The sequence below is a fragment of the Candidatus Binataceae bacterium genome, assembly GCA_035508495.1.
Taxonomy (GTDB): domain Bacteria; phylum Desulfobacterota; class Binatia; order Binatales; family Binataceae; genus JASHPB01.
On sequence record DATJMX010000059.1, the window covers coordinates 1 to 5190 of the forward strand.

Sequence of the window (5190 nt, forward strand, 5' to 3'; positions counted from 1 at the left end):
CGCGCCTCGCTCTCGCGCAGCGCCTCTTGCGCCAGCTTGCGCTCAGTAATGTCGACGACAACGCTGATACAGTACGACGGCATCCCGGCGTCGTCTCGGGCGAGTGAGACAGAGAGATCGGCCCAGATCAGCTTGCCGTCATTGCGAACATATCGCTTTTCCATGCTGAAGGTTGGGATTTCGCCGGCAAGCAAGCGGCGGAGCAGGCTCAGATCGGCAGCAAGATCGTCGGGATGGGTAAGCTTTTGGAAGCGGTATTGCAGCAGCTGGTCGCGCGTTAGACCAAAGATGTCGCAGAGCTTCTGGTTGACGCGGAGGAAGCGGCCGTCGGGGGCGACATGCGCGATGCCGACCGCGGCCAGGTCAAACGTGGCACGCAGAGTCTCTTCTGCAGTCGGCCCTCCGCCGAAAGTGTTCGATGTCGCAAGAGGCCCTGTTTCCGGTGCAAGCCGATCGGCTGTCACCTCCATACCCCCAATCTAGACCGTCTGCATTTTATGCTTATAAGATGATGACGGCAAATCTGGGAAAGGGGGACTGTGGATATGCCTTTGCGGGCCGCGGTCGGGCGAACGGATGTCCGAAAGGGGTCAAGTGCGGCGGTTCATGACAATCGGCGGTACCGCCGCTCTTCATTCAACTGCGGACGATCCCATGCGGGTCGTCGTACCGCAGCTTCGCGCCAATAGCTGAAGTCGCAAGTCATGAAGATCGCCAGGACCGCGAGCGCCGCAAACGCACGGGCCGGACCAACGCCTTGGCGGCAAGAGCCGCTGCCCGAGCGTAGCTTCGATCTCCGTGAATAAGCATCAGAATCATCGCACCCTCGGTGAGAAGCATGATCTCTCTCGCGCGTTGCTGAGCCGACGGAATGTCGGCCGCAGCGATCGCCTCGGTCAGCCATCGCTCCACTGCCGCCTTATGCTGCCGCGCGATCGAGCGCGCGGGATGGCCCCGCAGATCGGCAAGTTCGACTACGACACGAGTGAAACCGCCACCGGACCATTTTGGCTTCGCGGCCCAGTCCGAGAGCTCGCCAAAGAAGGAATCAATGAAATCTTCCGCGTCGGGCGGACGCTTGAACTGTCGCAGGCGGCTCAGCGCGAATTCGCTCGCATGCGCCAGCACCGATTGGATGAGATCGTCCTTGCTGGGGAAATGCTTATAGAGCGTGCGCTTGGTGACGTTTGCGCGTGTCGCGATGTCATCCATGGCGACACGAAAAAAGCCCTGGCGCCAGAACAGGCCATAGGCTGCATCGAGGATGCGTCGCTTGGTCTCGAGCCGTGACCGTCGCATGTTGGGCGCCCCCGTCGACTTGGTATACTGACAAGTGAATTTACATCAGTCGCCTTCGGCAGTCAGATCGATTGTACGGACCTATCGGACGGCGCTCGCGCGCCGCGGAGAACGAAGCCATGCCGGCAAAATTGACACTGCGATCGATCGATGTTCGCGCGGTATCGGTGCCGTTGCGGCGGCCCGTCGTCTCGAAGGTCGGGATGTTCAAGGAATGGCCGCTGATCCTGATCGACCTCTATACCCATGAGGGTGTCGTTGGGCGCAGCTATCTGGAGCCTTATCTCAAAAATGCGGCTCGCTACGTGATGCCGGCGCTCCTCGATTTGGCGGAAGCGCAACAGAACCACCTACTCGCGCCGCTGGAGCGCTTTCAGGCCAACAGGCGCTCTCTCAATCTGGTCGGCTACGAGGGCATTGCCATGATCGCGGTAGCAGGCCTTGACATGGCCATGTGGGATGCGCTCGCCAAGGCGGCGGGTCAACCGCTTGCGGCATTGGTTGGCGGCACAATAGGTCCGGTACCGGCGTACAACAGCAATGGACTTTGGCTGACGGACGTGTCGACCTTTGCAGCGGAGGCGCGCGAGCTTGTTTCGGAGGGCTCGTTCACGGGCGTGAAGTTGCGGCTCGGGCGAGACCGCCTGGATGACGATCTTGCCGCGATCCGCGAGGTCCGGGAAGCGGTGGGCAGCGATATCAAGCTCATGGTGGATTTCAACCAGGGCCTCTCGCTTGGCGACGCCATTCGCCGATGCCACGCTCTCGATCATCAGGGATTGTACTGGTTCGAAGAGCCGATCGCCTACGACAACCTGGCAGGGTACGTACAGCTTGCGGCGCAACTCGACACGCCGGTTCAGCTAGGCGAGAATTTTTACGGTCCACGCGATCTGTATAAAGCCGTTTGCGCCGGTGCCGGTGAATATATGATGCCGGATCTGATGCGCATCGGCGGCGTATCTGGATGGCTGCGCTCCGTCCCAATTGCCGCTGCGGGCGGCGTTCAGGTTTCGACCCATCTGTATCCGGAGGTAGCGGCGCATTTGATGCGCGTCACCGAGACCGCGCACTGGCTGGAGTGGCAGGACTGGGCCAATCCGATCCTGAAGGAGCCGTTCGACATAAAAAATGGCCACCTTGAGGTGCCCGATCGTCCAGGGATTGGCCTTGAATGGGACGAGAATGCCATCGCGCGCTACGGTTATTAGACTTCAACTGCCGGTCACAGTATTGTCCAATAGCGAATTCCGCTTCGGCCGAAAGGGGAGGCCATGGCCGATCGCCCGGCGAGGACTACAGGTTCAGCATCGCCCAAAGGGTTGCTGACGTCCGCCGCGGTCGTTGAGTCAGGCCTCGACGCATTAGACTTTGGCTTTGCGATCTTCGACCAGAATCTAAAGCTAATCGCCAACAACGAGGCGTTCATCGAGCTGCGCGGCTATCCGACCACGCTGTGCAAGCCCGGCCTCGACATTATTGAACTGTATCGTTTCAACGCCGAACGTGGCGACTATGGTCCGGGCGATGCCGAAGCCCAGGCAATCTCGCGTATGGAGCGCGTCCGTGAAGGTCGGCCACACCAGTTCGAATACCAACTCCCGAGCGGGCGAATCCTCAACATCCGTTACGCGCCAATTGCGCGCGGTGGCCTCGTCCTTTCCTATTCCGACGTCACCCAGCGCAAGCTCGCTGAGCGCGATGTTGCGCGCAAGGAGGCGGAGCTGCACGTTGCGCTCGACAACATGCCGGGAGCGTTGGCCTACACCGATGACAACTTGAAAATCGTCTTTTGCAACAATCGGTACATCGAAATGTACCCGGTGCCGCGTGAGCTGTTCGATTCAGGCCGGCCGTATCCTGACTTTCTGCGCTATTTGGCGGAACACGGCTACTATGGCGACGGCGATGTTGAGACTTTGGTCGCGCGTCGCATCGAGAGTCTGCGCAATCCAGTCGGTTACCCGCTCGAAGATCGCACACCAGACGGAAAGGTCTATGAGGTCAACCGTCGCAAAATCGCGTCGGGCGGAACGGTGACAGCGATCACTGAAATCACCAGACTCAAGCGCGCAGAGGAAAATCTGGCCCGGAAGGAGGCGGAGCTTCATGTCGCTCTCGACAACATGCCAGGCGCGCTCGTTTATACTGACCGAGACCTGAATATCGTCTTCTGCAACGATCGCTTCTCGGAGATGTATCCTGTCCCGAAAGAATTGCTGCAGCCGGGACAGCCTTATCCCAATTTTCTGCGTTATCTGGCCGAGCACGGCTATTACGGCGAGGGTGACCTCGATTCGTTGGTCGCGCAGCGCGTAGAGAGCTTGCGGAACCCCACCGGTATCGCCTTTGAGGATCGTGCGCCGGATGGCCGCATCTATCGGATTGCCCGTCGGCGGACGACGGTTGGCGGCACTGTCACGGTCATGACGGATATCACCGAGCTAAAGCAGTCGGAGCAGAGTCTGCTGGAAGCAAAACAGCGATTGGAAGACGCGAACCGACTGGTGATGGAAAAAAATCGAACATTGGAATCGCTTTCGTCCAAACTCTCGAAGTACCTTTCGCCGCAATTGTACAAGTCGATCTTTGCCGGAGAGAAGACCGTCGATGTTACGTCTCAACGCAAGAAACTGACCATATTTTTCTCGGATATCGCAGGATTCACGGAGACCACCGACCTTCTGGAATCGGAAGAGCTGACCAACCTTCTTAACCACTACCTGCGAGAAATGTCGACCATCGCACTCGAATACGGAGCGACGATCGATAAGTTCATCGGCGATGCGATCATGTTGTTCTTCGGCGATCCCGAGACGCGTGGGCCCAAGGAAGATGCGCTCGCCTGCGTGAAGATGGCGATCGCCATGCAGCAGCGCATGCGCGACTTGCAGGCCGAGTGGCGCGAGCGTGGCCAGGAGCATGTGTTCCAGCTTCGCATCGGCATCAACACCGGGTTTTGTACGGTCGGAAACTTCGGCAGTAACGACCGCGTCGACTACACGATTATCGGCAACGAAGTGAACTTGGCGGCGAGATTGGAGTCGCACGCCGATCTCGGCGGCATTCTGCTGGCGCACGAGACTTACGCGCTGGTCAAGGACGAGGTGCTCACCGAGGAGACCGGCACCATTACCGTCAAGGGATTTAGCCGCCCGGTACGCACCCATCGGGTGGTGGGGCTAGTCGATAAGACCGCCGCCCAAGGGCGGATCATTCGTCAAGAGCAGGACGGCTTTCTTTTGATCGTCGACCAGAAGAAATTGACGCGCGAAAGCCGGGCCGATGTTGTTCGGGCGCTCCAGGACGTCGCCGGTCGATTACTGGATTAGCAGGCGCCCGATGTGGGCTTCGGGTCAGCGGTGGCAGTCTGCGTTCGTTTAGATCAAGTCCGCCTAAGCCACGAGCCAGCCACCAGAGGCAGAGACGCCATGCTCATCAGCCATAGCCCGAGGCTCTTCACCGCCGCGGCGTTCGCCAGCGCGAGCCCGCGCTCTACTACGTCGCGGGAGCGAGCGGAAGAAGAGGACGAGCCTCACAGGCCCGTCGAGTTCCCCTCGAGAACATCCGGCACTCACACCGGCGTGTCGTGGCCGTCCATGAAAGTGGCCATGGAAACCCTTCGTGTCCGTTGCCGGCGGGGCTTAAGGCGCTGGTCGGATGTTCTGATTCACTCTGAACAGGTTAGTCGGGTCGTATTTCTTCTTCAGCATTGCCAAACGCTCGTAATTATCGCCATACGCAGCTTTAACGCGCGCTTCGCCCTCATCGTCCATCATGAAGTTCGCGTAGGCGCCGGCGAGATTGAAAGGATGGACGGCTTCCCAATAGTCCCGCGCCCATTGCTTGAGGGTCGGGGCATTGGCCGGATCGGGATCGACCCCGAAGATT

At 59.4% G+C, this 5190-nt stretch carries 5 protein-coding genes; 2 read left to right on the forward strand and 3 right to left on the reverse strand.

Annotation, left to right across the window (positions count from 1 at the left end; genetic code table 11):
- Both VMA09_18795 and VMA09_18800 read right to left on the reverse strand, forming a co-directional pair.
- A partial coding sequence (locus VMA09_18795; GenBank protein HUA35666.1) for a PAS domain S-box protein occupies positions 1–470 on the reverse strand: 470 nt, incomplete at its 3' end.
- A gap of 232 nt (positions 471–702) precedes the next feature.
- Positions 703–1299, reverse strand: a complete 597-nt coding sequence (locus tag VMA09_18800; protein ID HUA35667.1) for a helix-turn-helix domain-containing protein — start codon at positions 1297–1299, stop codon at positions 703–705.
- Between the two features lie 119 nt (positions 1300–1418).
- Here VMA09_18800 and VMA09_18805 point away from each other — a divergent pair, with 119 nt between their 5' ends.
- On the forward strand, positions 1419–2510 hold the full coding sequence (locus tag VMA09_18805) for an enolase C-terminal domain-like protein (protein HUA35668.1): 1092 nt from the start codon (positions 1419–1421) through the stop codon (positions 2508–2510).
- Between the two features lie 63 nt (positions 2511–2573).
- On the forward strand, positions 2574–4631 hold the full coding sequence (locus tag VMA09_18810) for a PAS-domain containing protein (protein HUA35669.1): 2058 nt from the start codon (positions 2574–2576) through the stop codon (positions 4629–4631).
- A gap of 312 nt (positions 4632–4943) precedes the next feature.
- Here VMA09_18810 and VMA09_18815 read toward each other — a convergent pair.
- The coding region (locus VMA09_18815) for a BBE domain-containing protein (protein HUA35670.1) at positions 4944–5190 on the reverse strand (247 nt) is incomplete at its 5' end.

Excerpts from the sequence above, each read along its gene's own strand:
- VMA09_18800 (HUA35667.1), bottom strand. The coding sequence starts at position 1,299 with ATGCGACGGTCACGGCTCGAGACCAAGCGACGCATCCTCGATGCAGCC.
- VMA09_18805 (HUA35668.1), top strand. The coding sequence starts at position 1,419 with ATGCCGGCAAAATTGACACTGCGATCGATCGATGTTCGCGCGGTATCG.
- VMA09_18810 (HUA35669.1), top strand. The coding sequence starts at position 2,574 with ATGGCCGATCGCCCGGCGAGGACTACAGGTTCAGCATCGCCCAAAGGG.